9 protein-coding genes, 1 pseudogene and 1 CRISPR repeat array are annotated in these 15,895 nt (G+C 46.1%); all 10 genes and pseudogenes read right to left on the minus strand.

Annotated features, from left to right (window positions below; translation table 11 throughout):
- Positions 1-3: 3 nt before the first annotated feature.
- On the minus strand, positions 4-1,962 hold the full coding sequence (locus ACKTT1_RS09770; protein WP_412709435.1) for a glycosyltransferase family 2 protein: 1,959 nt from the start codon (positions 1,960-1,962) through the stop codon (positions 4-6).
- The gene (locus ACKTT1_RS09775) at positions 1,851-3,980 is read right to left on the minus strand and encodes a cellulose biosynthesis cyclic di-GMP-binding regulatory protein BcsB (protein ID WP_369018536.1); all 2,130 of its coding nucleotides are present in this window, start codon (positions 3,978-3,980) and stop codon (positions 1,851-1,853) included. The genes ACKTT1_RS09770 and ACKTT1_RS09775 overlap by 112 nt, the downstream gene beginning before the upstream one ends.
- Before the next feature lie 121 nt (positions 3,981-4,101).
- A CRISPR array of direct repeats spans positions 4,102-6,598; the repeat unit is 30 nt; unit sequence GTTTCAATCCCTTATAGGGAAGCTACAAAC.
- Between the two features lie 830 nt (positions 6,599-7,428).
- Positions 7,429-7,779 (minus strand): annotated as a pseudogene (locus ACKTT1_RS09780) (transposase); the annotation flags it as partial.
- A 199-nt stretch (positions 7,780-7,978) separates the two neighbouring features.
- A complete protein-coding gene (cas2, locus tag ACKTT1_RS09785) occupies positions 7,979-8,242 on the minus strand; it encodes a CRISPR-associated endonuclease Cas2 (RefSeq protein ID WP_412709436.1) in 264 nt (87 codons plus the stop codon).
- Between the two features lie 12 nt (positions 8,243-8,254).
- A complete protein-coding gene (gene cas1b / locus ACKTT1_RS09790; protein WP_412709437.1) occupies positions 8,255-9,250 on the minus strand; it encodes a type I-B CRISPR-associated endonuclease Cas1b in 996 nt (331 codons plus the stop codon).
- Complete coding sequence (gene cas4 / locus ACKTT1_RS09795) at positions 9,247-9,741, minus strand: CRISPR-associated protein Cas4 (protein ID WP_369018532.1); 495 nt, start codon at positions 9,739-9,741, stop codon at positions 9,247-9,249. Before cas4 ends, cas1b begins: the two co-directional genes overlap by 4 nt.
- Before the next feature lie 9 nt (positions 9,742-9,750).
- Positions 9,751-12,132: a CRISPR-associated helicase Cas3' gene (gene cas3 / locus ACKTT1_RS09800; RefSeq protein ID WP_412709438.1), complete on the minus strand. Its 2,382-nt coding sequence runs from the start codon at positions 12,130-12,132 to the stop codon at positions 9,751-9,753.
- A 3-nt stretch (positions 12,133-12,135) separates the two neighbouring features.
- Complete coding sequence (gene cas5 / locus ACKTT1_RS09805; RefSeq protein WP_412709439.1) at positions 12,136-12,891, minus strand: CRISPR-associated protein Cas5; 756 nt, start codon at positions 12,889-12,891, stop codon at positions 12,136-12,138.
- 12 nt (positions 12,892-12,903) lie between these two features.
- Positions 12,904-13,854 carry a type I-B CRISPR-associated protein Cas7/Csh2 gene (gene cas7b, locus ACKTT1_RS09810; RefSeq protein ID WP_369018529.1) on the minus strand — a complete coding sequence of 317 codons (951 nt, stop codon included), beginning with the start codon at positions 13,852-13,854 and terminating at the stop codon, positions 12,904-12,906.
- A complete protein-coding gene (locus tag ACKTT1_RS09815; protein ID WP_412709440.1) occupies positions 13,851-15,776 on the minus strand; it encodes a TIGR02556 family CRISPR-associated protein in 1,926 nt (641 codons plus the stop codon). The genes cas7b and ACKTT1_RS09815 overlap by 4 nt, the downstream gene beginning before the upstream one ends.
- Positions 15,777-15,895 lie beyond the last annotated feature (119 nt).

The raw sequence follows: 15,895 nt of genomic DNA on the forward strand, positions 1-15,895 counted from the left end.
GGATTACTGCTTTCCTCCCAGACCGTGAACGGTCTTCTCCCAGAAAAAGGGCCGGGTAAAAAGCTGAAAAATGCCTTTCCAAGCCGCCACTCCAGCCAGAAACCAATAAAAGAGGTTGAGCAAAGCAAAGGGAAGCAGCTCATAAAACCCTCTACGGAACACAGCAAGCATGGAAAGGTAAATGCCCAGGAAGTTGCCCAAAAGAAGGTTCAAAAGGCCGATAACCATTATGAAATCCGGTAAAAAGGAAAAGCCAAACGCCCGTTTTGTAAAAAGCCAGAAGACAAAAAGTAACCACAGAGGAACTGATGCTGCTTGACCCAGAGGTGTCCCTCCGATAAAAAGCTGTAGCGTAAGCCAACCAGAAAAACCAGAACTACGTAAAACTCGCAAAGGCCTGCGGTTGTGAACCAGAAAGGTCTGCAAGTATCCCTTGAGCCATCGGGAACGCTGCCTTATCCAGTTGCGGAGCTTACTGTTGGCCTCTTCAAAGGTAGTGGAATTGATGATCCCTACCCGGTAACCGCGGTAACTGGCCCTCATTCCCAGGTCAGCGTCTTCAGTAACGTTGAAGGGATCCCAGCCTCCAAGTTCCAGCAAGGCCTGAGTCTTGAAATGGTTGGAAGTTCCACCCAGAGGTATGGGCAGGCGAAGCACGAAAAGGCCGGGCAATAAATAGTCAAACCAATAAGAGTATTCCAGGGTGAACAATCTGGTAAGCAAGTTCTGGTTGCGGTTGTAAAAGTTGAGCGCTGCCTGAAGACATACAAACTCCGGGGGAGCGTTGCGGAAAGCAGCTACCGCCTTTTTGAGCTGGTCTGGTTCAGGAACATCTTCGGCATCGTAAATGGTGAGCAATTCTCCCCGCGCAAAGAAAAGACCAAAATTGCAAGCCCGGGGTTTCGTCTTGGGAGCACCTTCTGGAACAAGAATAAAGCGGACGTTATAAGGGGGGTGGCTTTTCTTGCAATTTTCCAGAGTTTCCCGGTCATTTTCTTCAATAAGGAAAAGAACATCCAGCTTCTCGGGTGGATAATCGAGTTGACGAATGCCTTCAACCAACTGTTTAATCACCGAAAGTGGCTCCCTATGGAGGGGCAGGAGAATGGTATACACAGGGAGCTCGTTTTCTCTCAGGTCTTTAAAATCACCCTCAAAGGTGATGCTCTCTTTTTCTATCCTTGCTCCCCAGAGGCTGATTACAAACTTGAACAGCACATTGGCAAAATAGGCCAGGTTAATTATAGAAAGGAGAACACTCAAAGTGGGAAGGGTGAAGAAAATCAGTCCCCAGAGAAAGGCAACTAAAGAGGCAACTCCCACCAACCACTGCAGAGGTGTGAAAACTCGTGATGCGGATTCCTGGGGAGAACGGAAGAGAAGACCAGCAGTAGCTTCATGAAGAATCGACTTTCCAAAGAAGCGATGGATAAGGTGGTCAAGTTCGTAAGGGGTAATCAATGCTTTCTCGACGTAAACCAGACCGAACTTTTCTCCAAGTAGCTTTTCCACCGAAGAATCGTGCTGAGAGACCACCGCTACCAGAAAGTGTCCCCCATCCCTTTTGATGGGGAAAAAGCGGAAGTGGATTAATTCCCGTACATTAAAAGACTTCAATAGCTCTTCATCAATAAGCCCGTAGAGCTCTTCCAGGTTCCTGCCTATGTAAGAAAGGTCTCCCTGTTCAGCCAGAACTTCGTAAAGCTTTAGCGGGCTAATCAAACCCCGGGAGACTAATATTTCCCCCAGGGGACTGCCACTAATTTTCTGTAGTTCCAGAGCTTCGCTGAGATCCTGCTCACTAATCAAGCCCCGTTCAAGAAGTATCTCGCCTAAAAGTTTTCTACTCTTTACAGAGGAGGACGGGTCAGGCGGCGATACAGGAACCCGGCCAGAATCACGATTAGTGAAGCTCCCACCAGGAATATCACCAGACGGAAGCTCCGAAAAACCTCCCTCCAATGAGAAGGAATCCTCCACCCCGAAGGAGGTATCTCCACGGTCAAAAGCCTGGAAAGGCCTCCTTTTCCGATTATCGCCACGTTCCCGCTCAGCCACCGCAGGGTTTCAACTCCTTCAAAATTTTCCAGGAAGTAGCTCCGGGCAATATCTTTCTCCCGGTAAGGGATAAAAATTATTGCCGGGAATGCTCCTTCCCTGAAAACTGAAAGAACACCCAGCGGCTGGTCAGGAGAAGTCTCCAAAAGGCGTTCACTTTGTAACCCAGACCGCAAAACAATTGTCCCCTCATCAATCACTACCGGGGAAGAAAGAGACTTTAAAAGGGTATCTGGAGGGTCTACAAAAACCAAGAAATTTCGGGGGGAAACGCTTTTTTCCAGAAAAGGAAGGCAAGGCAAAAGAACAAAATCCCGCAGGGTGTAGATAAAGTTCTCGCAGGCAAAAGCAAGCGAAAGGGCCATTCTTTTTGCAGTCGGGGTACCGCGCAACCTGAGGTGGTCGCTGTATTCCCTGACACGTCGGGGAAGATAAAAAAGGTTGAAAAATGGCCTCCTAAAAACAGAGAGATTTAGCGAAGGGTCAAGCAAATCAGTAACCTGGGAATATTTGAGGACTTCTACCAAAATGGGCACCCGGTCTATCGTGCGCAGAGAAGCCACTATTTTAGAGGCAACCATCAAATCCTCAAAAGATGCTTTATCGGGAAGCACCACCTGAGCCTTGCCTGCAAAAAAAGTGGGAACATCCCCAAAGGTTAAAAGTTCTGGAAGAGACGCCAACTCCTCAACTTCAAGGTAGGACTTGCCACTAATGAAACCTTCAAAAGGTGCTTCACTTCGCCGACAATGACCCACTTCGGGGAAATAAGAAAAGCGGAACTCCAGAGAGTTTTCTCTCCCAAGAAGAGCAGTGGGAATCTGGACGGTAAGGGGAGAAAGCTCTTTTACTCCACCCATGTCAAGTTTTTCGCTGTAAACCATTTCTCCATTGAGCTTAATCGAAAAGGTAGCCTCATAACGCGAGGGAAGGTGGTTGCGGTAAAGGACCAGTTTGAGGCTACGGGGAAAACCTCCCAAATCAGAAAGCGTAAAGTAAACTGTTTGTTTCATTTCTCCTAAACCACGGAAAGTAAGCCCATCTGCTCCTAATCCACTCAGGGTTACCCTTTGTTTAGAATAGGAAAACTGCTTGTCCACTTTTTCAACCTTCGAGGAAGTAAAGACGAAAAACTCCGGAATACGCGTCAGGGCATCAACTCCCTGCGGAGTAAGATAAAGGGATTTATCATAAATTTCAAAATCCCGGTAACCTTCTTCTAACAGGAAAATGCGGCGGTGATCCGAGGACTCCGTTGTTTCTCCCTTATACATTCCAGCAGTTATCCGGACAGGCAATCCTCGGTAAAATCGACTCAAAAAAGCATAGAGCTCTATAAACGCCCTTTGAAGGTCCGGCGACCATTCACCAGAAGGAAGCAAAATCTCCACTTCATCCTCAGGGAAATGCAGGAAATCCTCGAGGCTTTTAAGGGGGGTATCTTTTCGGTAAAGGTTGAGCAAACTGTCTTTCCTTATAATCACAAACAGGTTGCCTGAAGCCAGGTCCTCACAGAAGTCATCGCTGATTACCAGATGAGCCTTGACTTCTATACTGTGTACATCTTTATCCGTAGAAAGAGCAGCAAGTGGGATACGAAAGCTGTTTTCACCAGCCCTCAAAGCGGCATTGAGGAGGAGCTCTCCATCGCCGTATATCGATACCGACGAAGGAGAACGAATAAGCTGAGAAGCATAAAGGTTAAGATAGAGAAAGCTGCGGCCCCAGTCCACGCCGGTGAAGTCAGGAAGGTAAAGGGTGTAAGCGGGATTGCCACCTTCGAGTTTCACGCTTTCTTTCCAGCCCAAGCTTGAAAAGGGTATCTGAAAGTAGCCCTCTCCTTCCCGAGCACCAAAGCTCAGCTCCACGAAAACAAGAGAAAGCAACAAGCAAATGCCTACCAGAAACAGCCCTTTCCTCATACACTCTTCCCCCAGAGAAAATCTTTCCCCATCCTTATTGAACAAGAAATTTATATCACCATAAGGAGAAACTGGCAAGAAGGGTAACAGGAAGGCTTCTCAGCAGCCAACATTTATGGTTTTTTCAATCCCTTATAGGGACGCTACAAACAATGGAAAAGCGAGGCCTATTGAAAATAGCTGAAGTGTTTCAATCCCTTATAGGGACGCTACAAACAGTTTTGGCAGGCAATAAAAAAAGGAGAACGAGAGTTGTTTCAATCCCTTATAGGGAAGCTACAAACCCGTCTCGGGTTGGAATATAAGAGATTGCGTGGTATCGTTTCAATCCCTTATAGGGAAGCTACAAACCCTTTTTATCATTTTGAAAACCCCCTTTCTTAATCTCGTTTCAATCCCTTATAGGGAAGCTACAAACCTTCTCCAGAGCTTTCCCATAGTCCCTGCGAGCAATGTTTCAATCCCTTATAGGGAAGCTACAAACCGGTAACTCCGTTTTCAGAAGGACCTTCTTCATCGGTGTTTCAATCCCTTATAGGGAAGCTACAAACGAACCCATTCGCTGTCATGAGGGTCTGTATGTAGATTGTTTCAATCCCTTATAGGGAAGCTACAAACATCAATGCAATTATCCATCAATGAATTAAAAGAACTAGGTTTCAATCCCTTATAGGGAAGCTACAAACCTTCCGATAGTGAATTCACAGATATAGAGCTGTGGTGGTTTCAATCCCTTATAGGGAAGCTACAAACGCTGTTTTTGCCTCTCTTTCTCCCTGTAATAGATTTGTTTCAATCCCTTATAGGGAAGCTACAAACGTTTATCGAGCTTCTCAATCTGAGAAACCCTTGAGAAGTTTCAATCCCTTATAGGGAAGCTACAAACCATCCACGCTTTTTCGATTTCGTCATCACATTCATCGGTTTCAATCCCTTATAGGGAAGCTACAAACTATTCCCCTGGAATGGGAACCGAAAGAAGATGGTGGAAGTTTCAATCCCTTATAGGGAAGCTACAAACAGCATTGCTGGTGTATATCGTCCAGCAACTCTTGAGGGTTTCAATCCCTTATAGGGAAGCTACAAACCTTTTGGTAGTAATATTGAGGTCGGGGAAAACAAAGGTTTCAATCCCTTATAGGGAAGCTACAAACCTCTCGGTCTTTGACAAAAACGAAATTAGGAATAGAAGTTTCAATCCCTTATAGGGAAGCTACAAACTGGCCTATACTTTCTGCCTATCCCCTATGCATGCTTGTTTCAATCCCTTATAGGGAAGCTACAAACATATAAACGTCGCATAGAGAACAGTATCCTTGAGAGGTTTCAATCCCTTATAGGGAAGCTACAAACAAGCCATGCAAGAGCATCTGTTATATTGCTTACGGAAAACGTTTCAATCCCTTATAGGGAAGCTACAAACAGGCATAATTATGCCCAAAAAGCACCACGGGGTTCTGTTTCAATCCCTTATAGGGAAGCTACAAACTGCCTTCCGCCAGCGTAGCCCTTAGCTCGTTTAGCGGTTTCAATCCCTTATAGGGAAGCTACAAACTTTAATGACCACGCTATGGACGCTATGAGGTATGCCAGTTTCAATCCCTTATAGGGAAGCTACAAACGTTCTGTATGCGGGAGGATTGTTCATAGGGCTGATGTTGGTTTCAATCCCTTATAGGGAAGCTACAAACGCCCTTTCTCAGGCGCTGAGGGAAGCGTTTCCTGAGTTTCAATCCCTTATAGGGAAGCTACAAACAAAAACACACAACACACCCCAAAAGCGCTAACAACCGTTTCAATCCCTTATAGGGAAGCTACAAACATCAATAAGCTTGCGCAAAATCTTCCTATTCTTCAGGGGTTTCAATCCCTTATAGGGAAGCTACAAACAAAAGTATCTCTACGGGCACGAAACGGTGCTTTAAATGTTTCAATCCCTTATAGGGAAGCTACAAACCCCCAACGGGAGCATATTTTCTTGCAAAGTATTCGAGTTTCAATCCCTTATAGGGAAGCTACAAACCATGGCTCTGCGAGAAGATACACTACTACTACCAGGTTTCAATCCCTTATAGGGAAGCTACAAACATAGCCGGTCTGATTGTTGTGGGTATAGTCGGTAAGAGTTTCAATCCCTTATAGGGAAGCTACAAACCGTTCCACGCCCGAGACTCGTTGTTTTGGTCTATAGCTGTTTCAATCCCTTATAGGGAAGCTACAAACCGGCCGGAGCATCAACAACTTGTGTTTTCAGCCAAGTTTCAATCCCTTATAGGGAAGCTACAAACTTACTTTGGCTGGATCACCGGATACAAGGTACTTTTGTTTCAATCCCTTATAGGGAAGCTACAAACCAGGCTGCACATCACAGCCGACAGCGTGAACGTCATGTTTCAATCCCTTATAGGGAAGCTACAAACATGCCCGTGAGTAGTCGAGGTACCTTCCTTCAGAGTCGGTTTCAATCCCTTATAGGGAAGCTACAAACCACAAACACATTCGGATTAATTTCGGCTTCAACTAGTTTCAATCCCTTATAGGGAAGCTACAAACACCCTGCAAAATCACCAGCAACTCCTCAATAAACTGTTTCAATCCCTTATAGGGAAGCTACAAACCCGTAAAAGGGTTATAAATAAAGGCTTTTTAAAATCGGTATTCACTTGTCAAGGTGCGTATCTGAAACCATTAAAACATGAACTAATACCCATGTCAAGAGACTTACAACCCATTTTCATTTTTCTGTCGATCCCCGGGGGTTTTCCGGTTACCGGACATCGACAGAAAAATCACCCCTCCTTAACCCCCAAAATACCCTCAAACCCGCACCACAAGCCCCAAAGAAGCCAAAATACCCTGAAACCCGCATGAAAACTCAATCAGAGGCCACAAAACCCCTATTTCGAGAACCATTTTCTGTCGATGTATTGGAAGCAAGAAAAGAAAGGACTTCCAGAAAGAGAAAAAGTTCAAAAATCGTGAAAGAAGGGGGGATGAAATAAGGAGATGCTGAAACAACAAGGGGATGCTGAAAAAAACTGAGACCCTGAAGTAAATCCTGAAATGCTGAGATTCCGAAAAACTGAGATCCTGAAATAAATTCAGGATGACGGCGAAGTCCGTCATTCCGAACTTGTTTCGGAATCTCAGGTGTTTAGATTAAACCATGAGATGATGAAATAACAAGGAGATGCTGAAACAAGTTCAGCATGACAAAAGCTGGAGATTTGTCAATTAAGTATGACTAAAACGTGAGATGCTGAAAGAGACCCTGAAACTATGGGATCCTGAAACAAGGAGACCCTGAAATAAGAGACCCTGAAATAACAAGGAGACCCTGAAACAAGAGATGCTGAAATAAATTCAGCACGGCCTTAATTAATATTAAGGCCGGTTCAGGGCGGTGTCGAAAAAACCGACACCGGTTCAGGATGTTCCGTGTTTCATTTCAAGTCCTTTGAAGACCAACATTTCTTTTCTCTCCTAAGTAATGGGGATCATAGGGTACACCTCTTTTCAGAGAGGCATTGGCTTGTCTCAACAGTTTACTGGCTGAAGCAGCGAGAGCTACTTTCCTGGGTTTACCTCTTCCAAGGAGCCGCTCATAGAGAGCCCGGCACTGGGAGTTGTAGCGGGAAGCAGTTAAGGCACAGAGAAAGAGGAGTTTGCGCAGGTAAGGGTTGCCTCTTTTACTCAGCCAGGCTCGGTTTCTGCTTTTTCCAGACTGCTCAATCTGGGGAGAGAGACCGGCAAACTGAACGACTTCTTTGGCTTTGGAGAAGCGCTCCATGCGATTGAAGTTAGCAAAAAGGAAGTAGGCTTTGCGTCCTGAAAAAAACCAAGCTTATAACAGTGTGTGTCTTTACTTGAGCTCCGAAATCTGGAACAAGATAGGAAAAAGGGCAATCTCGAACTCGGGAAAAAAGCGGATATTTTACAAAAACCTTCTGGAGTTAAGCGGGTAGCCATGTAAAGCAAAACCCAGAAAGCACAAACATTCACAGAAAGTTGCCTTTCCCACCCTTTTCCACTCCTAAAATTTGCCTTTCAGAATACTTGGTGGTCCGCATAATGTAAAAAATTACCGAATCTTTCTCCTCGCTTATACACCTTTTAAGTTCCGACTTCAAGCGCTCCAGCCGGGCTTCAGTGATTTCTCCCTCCAGAACCGAATTCTGCACCCAGGTGAGGTACTTCCTACCTATTTTGAGAACCTTATTAACTCGTTTCTCCTCCACATCATAAACCATGACTACATACATGCGCGAAACAGCTTACCATTCTGCAAGAAGGGGCTGATATTCTTCTTCGCCAAGCAGGTGTTTTTCAAGCTTGTAAAGTTCAAGGCGGATTAACCTGCGGTAGGAAACTTTGCGACCAATCCTTTTGTAACTCACTGTACTCTTCATCTTTTCTTCAAACTTCTCAACAAAAACCTTGCGACCCCTCTCGTTGAGATAAAGTCCACCCAGGCGTTCATCAAAGTCGCAAGAGTTGATAGCTTTTTTGTTCACCAGGGTAAAAATGACCCGACTTACGATAATCGGTTTAAAGACTTCTGCCACGTCGAGGTTAAGAGAAAACCTCCGGAAATTAGTGGCATGCAGAAAACCGATGCGGGGGTCAAGGTGAGTTTTGTATATCTCGGAAAGAACAGCTGCATAAAGCAGAGAGTTGCCAAAGCTAATCAGTGAATTGAGTTGATTTTCGGGTGGTCTTTTAGTTCTTTTTTCCATCTGAAAATCCTGGTCGTTCAAAATAACATCAAAAGATTGATAGTAGATATCCCAGGCATTGCCCTCCACAGCCATAAGCGCATCTGGAGTGTCTTGCTCTTCCAACCCACAAAGAAAACTTTCCATTTGACCAATTGCTGAAGCGAGAGCAAAACCACGGCGGTGGTAATACTTCAAAACGGCCTGGATGTTTTGCAACGCTCCCCGAACAAACTGCCGGGCCAGGACAAGCCTTTTCTCCGGTTCCAAATAATGCTCCGCTTGCCTCAAGATCAAACAACCAGAGTTATAGTGTTCCCGAGGGTAAAAGCTCCCCACGTAATATCCGTAATGATTGTAAAAATGGAGTAACACCGACTTTTGAGACAAAAATTCGAGGACTTCCTTGTTAAGCGTTACCTCTCCAAAAAAGTGAATATCCCGGACTCCCTCTACGGGCAGGTAGCGCTGGGAGCCGTCCTGGCTTTCAAAAAAGAGAGTATTCTGTTTTCTCTTGAGTATCCCGTGAGAAAAAGCGTAAATACTTTCACTCATGCAAAACAAAAATCCCTAAAAGCACAAGGTGTGCAGAGAGGAATCTTTTCCCGGCGAGGAGGAACTTCCTGAGCAATGATAAGCTCGATTTCACGCATCGCCCGCTTGAGTTCCTCCTCAATAGCTCTGTTCAGAACCAGGGGTATTTTTCTCTTTTCCCGGGGGAAGAGCACTTCACCCCTGGCTTTCACACCTCTTTCCTTGAGGTACCAGAGGTAAAAGTAAAGCTGCATGATGCCGCTTCTTTTGGAGCGACTTGATTTTTTTATTTCCCCAACTATCAACTTGCCCTCTTCGCTCCTGACTATATCAATCAGGACATCCCCGATTAAAAACTTCTTTTTTTCTTCCTGGTAACTTTCTTCTTCCACCAGGCGCCCCAGGTCCAAAAAAGGGTTATCCTGGTCTGGAGTGATTTGGTGAGCCATATACCAGAGCTCCCGCTTGCAGGCGTAATAGCTGGCAATCATAGTTCCGTTAATCCTTTGCATAATCCCCTCCTATATCATTATCGCCTGTGGCCCAGAATCGCCTACCCGAAAGCCAGTTTCCGGGTTATAAAACTCCTCTACTCGTTCAAAGGGTACATAACCCAGGTTTTCAGAAAACATGATTTCAAACAAAACAGCTTCTCTTTTTTTGTTCACCCGAACGTTGACAATATAGGCTTCAAAGTCTCTGCGTATTCGGAGCAGTTCCTTTTTTCTCTCCCAGGGCTTTAGGCTTCCCTCACCGGTAATCTCCCGAAAGCGCTCCCAAACTCTCTGAGCTTTTTCATCTTTTTCAATAAACACCGGGAAAATGAACCCCTTTTCATCTATGAGCTGAAAATGAGCCACTGACTTTTCTCCTTCCTCGTAAAAGCGCAGATTGAGTAATGCTCGGTAAATGTCCTCGGCCTCTTCGAAAGACTTCCACTCTCCAACTTTTTTGAAATACCGGTCGGCAAGGCTCAGAAAATCTTCCTCTTTAACCTCCTGTAAGTCCTTCAAAATCTGAAAGGAAAGACCTGGAAGCAGCTTTTGATACACATATTGGGCGTAATCTTTTCCCCGTTCATCTCTGAGGTGAACCACCATAACTTCGCCTCCGCCTGCGCCTCTTTGGAAGTTGCGGTTGCAGCGGCCAGCTACCTGGATGATGGAATCCAGAGGACCAAGGTCTCTTACTGTACAGTCAAAATCAAGGTCCACTCCTGCTTCTACCACCTGGGTGGAAACAAGCACCGGTTTTCTACCTTCTTTAAGTGCTTCCTTTACTTCCCGGATGCGGTTGAGTTTGTCAGCTGAAACCAGGTTAGCCGAGAGATAGTAAAGTTCGGAAATGCCCATTTCCTTAAGCTTTTCATACACCGCAAGCGAGGAACGAATGGTGTTCAGAACCAAAAGGTAAGACTTCGAAGAGTTGTAGAACTCCTCGGCAAACCACCGGGTAAAATCTTCAACGCTTTGCGGCTCTACGACCCGAGGACGGAGTGTTACCCGGCGAAGAGACCGAAAATATTTTTCCTTTTCCTCAAGAAGCTCCAGAGCTTCTCTCTCTTGAAAAATAAGGGGTCTGGTAGCTGTAGAAAGTATGATAAAACACCCCAGATATTTGACCATCAACTTGAAAACCCTGCGCAGAAGAGGCCAATATTCAGCCGGCACATTCTGCACTTCGTCCAGGATGATAATACTGCGGGCGACGTTGTGGTACTTGCGCAGGAAGCGGTTCTTGAACCCGATAACCGAGTGCAAAAGCTGCACAAAAGTGGTAACGATTACTTCTGATTCCCAGGATTCAATGAGCGCCAGGGCTTCGTCAAACTCCTTCTCCTCGCCCTCTTCTACATAGCGCAGGTCGGAGAGGTGATGATGTCCCAGAATATAAGCTGAGCTGTTCTCTGTGAAATCGTCAAGCTGGGAAAGAACCTCGCTCAAAACTCCAAAGTTCTGGTCGATGATGGATATGAAGGGGAGGGAATAAACTATGCGGGGTAGGTAATGGAGTTCCTTTTCGATTCGCTCCCGAAGCTTGAGGGCAAAAGCAAAACCGGTAAGAGTCTTACCCGACCCGGTAGGTGCAGTGAGAGTTAAAAGGCGGTCTCTGCGCAGGTCCAGAGTTGCCACCTTGCCAGTCACCTGATTAAAAATTTCCTCCCGCAGCGCATTAATGTTTCCTGAGCTTTGTCCAAATTTTCTCTCCTTGTAGGCCTCAACCAGGTAAGAAGGCAAAACCCGCCGCTCAACGACTTCCACCTCCCCAGCGGATTTTTTGTCAGCGTCAATCAGAGCCGAAAAAAGACTCAAAGTCAAGAGTGCCACCCGCTCCTTTTTGTCTTCAGTAGTCTTTTTCTCCAACCAGTACTTCGCCCTGCGCAGTTTGTACATCACATCTTCCAGTTCCCCAGCAAACTCTTCAAGTAAGGGCAAACCCAACTCCCTTAAGTCCCGGTTAATGTCCTCTGCATTTCCTTTTAGGTTGTCCACTTGCTTGAAGATTATTTCCCGATGCTCGCTACCTTCTCGAAGGCGCTCCTCAAGGTGCGAGAGGGAGCGCAAATCCACATGGTGGTGAAAAACCACGAAGAAGGCTACAAGGGGTAGGAATTCGGCTATTTCTTCCACCCCCGGGAAGACCCCGGAAAGGCGTTCCACAGCCAGCGCCGAGTAAAGCGCTGAAAGCAGAGCGTGATCAGAAAACTTTCCCCAGTCTTTGCGCCCCAGCAAGCGGTCCTGAAAATAGGTGGTGTACTTGCCAAAATCATGAGTTATTCCAACAATGTGAGCAAGATTTCCAAGGTCTCCCGGAGCATCGAAAAAGAAAAACTCCCGGCACCTCCTCCCCACTTCCTTGAGATGCTCTTTAAGAAGAATTCCCTGGTGCGAGTAAAACTGCATTCTTTAGTCCTCCATAAAAACAATCCGTTCCTCGAAATCGGAAATTTCTACCCGATAAATCGCTCCCCGACCTCGAAGACGGATAGTTCCTGTTTTCACCTCACCCACAAACTCTCGCGGCGGCTGATTGAGCCGTCTTTCTGCGTCGAAAGAAAAGGGCATGAGCTCCTTGACATAAAAAGCTCCTTCCCGAAATCCAATAAAGCACTCATTTCTTCTCAAATACTCCGTTCCCACTACCGAACTTACCTCGACTTCACCGTCAAATTCCTCTTTCTCAGCCTCGCCCAAACCCACGAAAGAAAGGTGAGCTAAACACTCCGAAATGCCCAAGTAAAGCGGAAAACAAACCCGCTCCTTGCTGACCATCTCCTTCAACCGGGAAAAAAGCTGCTCATCACCATGCCAGAGAAAGAGACGGTACACAACAAGTTCCCGGTAATCATAGGGTAGAACGAATTCAAGAGGTATTTGGGTGTGCTGCCCGGCACTCAGGTTGAATTGAGCAGGCTTTTCCGCCCACACATAGTTGACGGTTTGTATTTTCTTTCTGAGCGGCGAGCGGATGGAAAGCGCCACACGGGCTTTGTCTTGGGAAAAAAGCTCATAGTAAGAATCCCGAGGCAAACCCAGTATCCCCGCTACCATTCCAAAAATCGTGGTGCGGGGAGGAAAAAAGTAGGAAAGGGATGAAGAGTTGGTATAGTACTGTCTGAAGTGAGCCATTTTCCCAAGGATGTCAAATACCAAGACTTCCATAGTAATCACCGCCTAAAGTGAGGAAACGACCTGAACAGCACCACCCAGAGCTTTTTGCAACTCTCCCTGTAGCGAACCTTGCTTAATGCGCAAATCAGGGTCTTCAAGAACCAGGATGCGGGCTATTTTGTCTTTATTCTGAGCCAGAAAATCAACCAGAAGAGAAATATCAACTTCAAAATCGTAAACATCCCGCAAGCCCTCTGCAGGCTCAATACTGATTTTCCCTCTTGGGTCCCCCAGAAAAGTGTATGAATCCCGATACTCTACTCGCATAAGAAGGCGCGGTTTTTGGCCAATTTTGCTTCTGGTCGAGGCCATAAGTGGAATGGCATTCCATAGCGCATCGTCAAGGAGCCGCACGTCCTCTTCGCTCAAGCGGGTGTACTGCGCCCGGTAACCGCTCACTATCCCGTAAAAGGCAATCAGAGAATAGTAAAGCCTCCAGTCCTTGCCAAAAGTACCGTACTCACCCTTTCCTTCACCGCTTCGTCCTGCAAACATGGAAGTGATGGAGTTTGAGCGCACCAACTCCACTTTATTGAGCGAATATCCCCAATTAAACTGCACCGGGCCAGTGAAAGTCGAGCTGGCTCCTCGCCCGCCTTCATCCTGAGCCTTGATGGGCATGGTGGCTCCAAAAAGACGTACATCAATGAGTCGGTCGAGTATTTGCTCCACATCCTCTGGAGAAAGAGACTTCAGCTTATCCCTACCAAGGAGTATTTGTAGGCGCTCTGTGGCGTCCACCGTTTCTCCGTCCACCTTGGTAACAAAAATCTCATAACCCTTGCTTCCCAGATAATCTCGAATGTAGCGTTTCAGGCGTACATCACTGACCAGGTTTACCTCTTTTTCATAATCCATGCGAGGCTTGTTCTCATCATCGGGGTCCCCGTTGGGGTTGGTCATTTTGGCATCATAGAGAAAAAGAATTTCCGAATTTCGTCCATAGGTGTTCATTGTTCCTCCTCCTCTTCCCCTCTTTTGTTCCGGGTCACCATCTGGTAAGTGCAGAAGGCATACCCGGAAAGGATATAGTAAACATTTTCGGCCTCTGAAAGCTTCCAGTTTTTAATGTGGGCATCCAACAAACTCTTCATGACTGCAAAAGTTTTCTCGTTGTACTTACGAATCTGATACTGGTCCAGCTTTTCAAAAACCTCGTTGGAAAGAGCAAGTATTCTTTTGGCACTCATCCCGTTAAAATTAATCTTATTCAGGATGGGCTTTTTGGCCGAATCACTACCCCTTAACTGCCTGGCACCAATTTCTCCGATGAGATACCCGAGAAGGAAAAGAGCAGTCTCCTCCTCCGAATACCCCATCCTCCTTACGTACTGTGCTATGTCTTCACCCAACACTTCAAGATTAGCTTCCACTGTTTTTCCACCCCCTTTTAGCAAAGATAATTTTTCAAAAAACTTAAGCAAAAGCTGCGTTTGCAGGATGGAGCGAACCAAGCCCCATTCAGAGTTGTTGCCAGGATTTACGTTGTAGTCTGGCCTACCAAAGTAGTAGACCTGAGCTAAAGTGAGGAAAAAGTGCATCAACAGGTTACGGTCCAGGGGATAACCTAAGAAAAGGTGCTCATATACATCCAGAATTTTGCGGTGCTCCACTTCCGCCCCGGAGCGCACCGGAAGAAGATAGTACATCCCGTTAAGAGATAACAACCAGTCTTTGCTCTCTCCCAGAAGCTCCGCACCAAGCTTCCGGGTCTCCTCAAGTGCCTCTCTGATTTCCTGCACTCTGCGCAGGGGTACTTCCCGGATCAAGCGCTTGATTTTGAAGGAACTCTGTTCGCTGCGATAAAAAAGGAGGTCCACGTAGCCATAGTCAATAAGCTTTGCAAACTCCTGGTAATCTTTAAGTTCTTGCTCTACTTCCTCTCTGAATTTCAGGAAACCCTCTGGAGTGAAAGTGGAAACCACCAATCGCCTGGATAAATCCATCCAGCTTGTGGTAAGAGTTTTTTCCACCGGATTGGAAAAAAGACCCGGAATGATGTACAGGGTATTCCGAGCCAAACTGGCGCTCAAATAATTTCGCAGGTAGCGCATGCCGGAGATGAGGTCCTTGTAACATTCCCGACACAGGGCAAAATTTTTAGCAAAACCAGCGTCTTTGCTCTTGCCAGCCAAATCTGAGGAAAAAATAATTAGCTTGGTGATATAAAATTTATCTGGAAGGCGCGTGGTGTCGAAGGTAAGCTGGTCCTCCCTGCCGCAAACATAACAAGTGCCTCTAAAAGAGCCCTTGAATTGCTCTTCTACCATTGAGCGCTCAAGATAGGTTACATACTCTTCAAGTTCTGAGGGTTTCTTCCCCTCAATAAGCAGTGAAAAAAGGCCGAAATCCTTATCCGAAAAATTGTAATTTTCCTTTAGGAGCTTGAAAAAAAGCTTTATGTACTCTCTCTGGAATTTTTTAACATCCTCTGCCTGGGGCAATTCAATTGTAGAAGGAAAATCCCGCACTTTCCGAATGTCCAGAAAGCGAACTTTACCACTCCCTACTCCTGCTTCAGTAAAAAACTTTCCCACCACCTCAGCAATAGTCTCTTTGAGCTCTCCATCCTCGAGCTTTGAGTTCAGGTTGGGTAAGGCATCAAAGAAAAGATAGCGGAGTTGGTCCGTGGTTAGCCTATCCTGGGGAATGCTCCCCTTGCAGTTTCCAACCCACAAATACTCTTCACACACTCTATCGCTGAGTTCGGGAAAGGAAAGCTCGATGCAGCCCTCAGCAATGCGGAAATCCATTGCAAGAAGGTGTTTCTTTTCTCCATCCCGGTCCTCCGGTGGCCGGTTAACCAGGCTGAAAATAAAACCCCTGGAAGTGCTTTCCCGGTAAGCTTTTCCTACTTGCCTTATTCCTTCCAGCACATTTCCACCCCCCTTGAGTAAGATTGTACAACAGCGGAGGGTCAATTCCTGACACTGAAAGAGAGAATAAAAAATTTTTCCAAAAAATTTGAAGAAAAATTGGCCAGGAAAATGATTTC

Origin of the sequence: Atrimonas thermophila, assembly GCF_045864955.1 — a bacterium.
Lineage (GTDB): Bacteria > Atribacterota > Atribacteria > Atribacterales > Thermatribacteraceae > Thermatribacter > Thermatribacter velox.

Bases quoted from the DNA above. Each gene is read 5' to 3' on its own strand.
- ACKTT1_RS09775 (WP_369018536.1), bottom strand. From the start codon at position 3,980: ATGAGGAAAGGGCTGTTTCTGGTAGGCATTTGCTTGTTGCTTTCTCTT.
- cas2 (WP_412709436.1), bottom strand. From the start codon at position 8,242: ATGTATGTAGTCATGGTTTATGATGTGGAGGAGAAACGAGTTAATAAG.
- cas1b (WP_412709437.1), bottom strand. From the start codon at position 9,250: ATGAGTGAAAGTATTTACGCTTTTTCTCACGGGATACTCAAGAGAAAA.
- cas4 (WP_369018532.1), bottom strand. From the start codon at position 9,741: ATGCAAAGGATTAACGGAACTATGATTGCCAGCTATTACGCCTGCAAG.
- cas3 (WP_412709438.1), bottom strand. From the start codon at position 12,132: ATGCAGTTTTACTCGCACCAGGGAATTCTTCTTAAAGAGCATCTCAAG.
- cas5 (WP_412709439.1), bottom strand. From the start codon at position 12,891: ATGGAAGTCTTGGTATTTGACATCCTTGGGAAAATGGCTCACTTCAGA.
- cas7b (WP_369018529.1), bottom strand. From the start codon at position 13,854: ATGAACACCTATGGACGAAATTCGGAAATTCTTTTTCTCTATGATGCC.